1 protein-coding gene and 2 pseudogenes are annotated in these 1,561 nt (G+C 74.1%); 2 read left to right on the top strand and 1 reads right to left on the bottom strand.

Features of this window, described 5'->3' with window-relative positions; all coding sequences use genetic code 11:
- Positions 1-667 (top strand): annotated as a pseudogene (locus AOK03_RS44800) (FUSC family protein); the annotation flags it as partial.
- A gap of 2 nt (positions 668-669) precedes the next feature.
- Positions 670-1,064: pseudogene (locus tag AOK03_RS44795) on the top strand (FUSC family protein); the annotation flags it as partial.
- A 104-nt stretch (positions 1,065-1,168) separates the two neighbouring features.
- Here AOK03_RS44795 and AOK03_RS40020 read toward each other — a convergent pair.
- On the bottom strand, positions 1,169-1,561 hold a 393-nt coding region (locus AOK03_RS40020; protein ID WP_055570219.1), incomplete at its 5' end, for a hypothetical protein.

Here is a 1,561-nt window from a genome sequence, read left to right as displayed (position 1 = left end):
GACCCAGCCCGTCCCCCTCCTCCGGCCCACCCTCTTCGCGCTGGTTCCCGCCGCTCTCCGGGCCGTTCGGGCCGACTTCCGGCATGACTCGCCGGTCACCCGGCACGCGATCCGCGTCACCGCGGTGGCCGCCGCGGGATACCTGCTCGGGCACTGGCTGCCCCTGGGGCACGGCTACTGGGCCCCCATGGCCTCGGTCATGGTGATGCGCCCGGACTTCTCCCAGACGTACTCCCGCGCAGTCGCCCGTTTCGGCGGCACCCTCGTCGGCGTCGCGCTCGCCACGGGCCTCGTCCAGCTGGCCGACCCCGGCACGGGGCTCTCCGCCGTGCTCGCCGTGCTCTGCGCCGGGATGATGTACCTGCTGATGCGCACGGGCCAGGTGGCGGCCCAGGCCTGCGTGGCCGCGTACGTCGTGTTCCTGCTCGGCATGGGCGGCCAGCAGTGGACGCAGACCGTCCCGGAGCGTGTCGTCCTGACCCTGCTCGGCGGCGTCCTCGCGATGATCGCGTACGCGCTCTACCCCGCCTGGGAGACCCCGCGCCTGCGCACCCGCCTCGCCGACTGGCTGGTCGCCGACGGCCGGTACGCCGCCGCGGTCGTCGACCACTACGCCCACCCCGCGGGCAAGGCCTGCCCCGACGTCCGCGAGGCCCTGCTCGCCGCCNNGCGCCGCGGCCGCCGACGCGGAGGAGGTGCTCGCCCAACTGGGCCGCGTCGCCATGCTCATGGAGGCGCACCTGCCGGAGCGCGGCGACACCCCCGTTCCCGCGGCGGCCCGCCTGGCCGAGGCGCTGCGCAAGTCGACGGAGCAGGGCGCGAAGGCGCTGCGCGAACGCCGGGTGCCGAAGTGGGAGGCGGTCCGCACCGCTCTGGACGAGTGGGACGGCGAGGGCGTCCCCGACCGGGTGGTCCGCAGGGGAGCGGGCCTGCTCCTGGAGACCCTCGACGAGCTGTCCGACGCCCTGGACACCGCGCCTCCGCCGATGCTGGTGGACGGCTCGGCCACGAAGCGGCGGGACGCCGACGGGCCGCGGAACCCGGAGGGTCCCGCGGCCCGTTGAAGCCCTGGATACGGTCGGGCCGCCCGGCCGACGAAGCCGAACCGGCCGCTGGCGCGCGGCGTCGGATCCGCCGAGCCCCGTCAGGACTTCAGGGCTTAAGGACTTCAGGACTGCGGAGGCCCCGTCGGCAGCCCCTCGGGCAGCTTGCCGCCCTCCGTCTTCAGGAACTCGTCCGTGCCTCCGCCTTCCCAGGCGACCTTCATGGACTTGCCGTTGACGGACTCGACCCGCCCTGTCGTGCGGTCCGCATTGCCCTTCGGGCACTTGAGGTCGATCGTCTGCGAGCCGGTCGCGTCCCCCGCGGTGCCGTTGCACAGCACGTCCTCGCCCAGGAGCGTCGCGGTCTTCCCGGTGACGGCGAGAGCGAGCGGCTTCCCGTCGGCCGTGGCGACCCACGTACCTTCCAGGCTGCCGCCCTTGGAATCACCGTCCGAACCACCGGACGAACTCGAACCGGAGGAATCGGAGGAATCGGAGGAGCCGGAGGAGCCGGAGGA

This window comes from Streptomyces atriruber (assembly GCF_001418325.1).
Lineage (GTDB): Bacteria > Actinomycetota > Actinomycetes > Streptomycetales > Streptomycetaceae > Streptomyces > Streptomyces atriruber.
The sequence above is the reverse complement of the archived record's forward strand: the minus strand, read 5'-3'. Positions and strand labels throughout refer to the sequence as shown.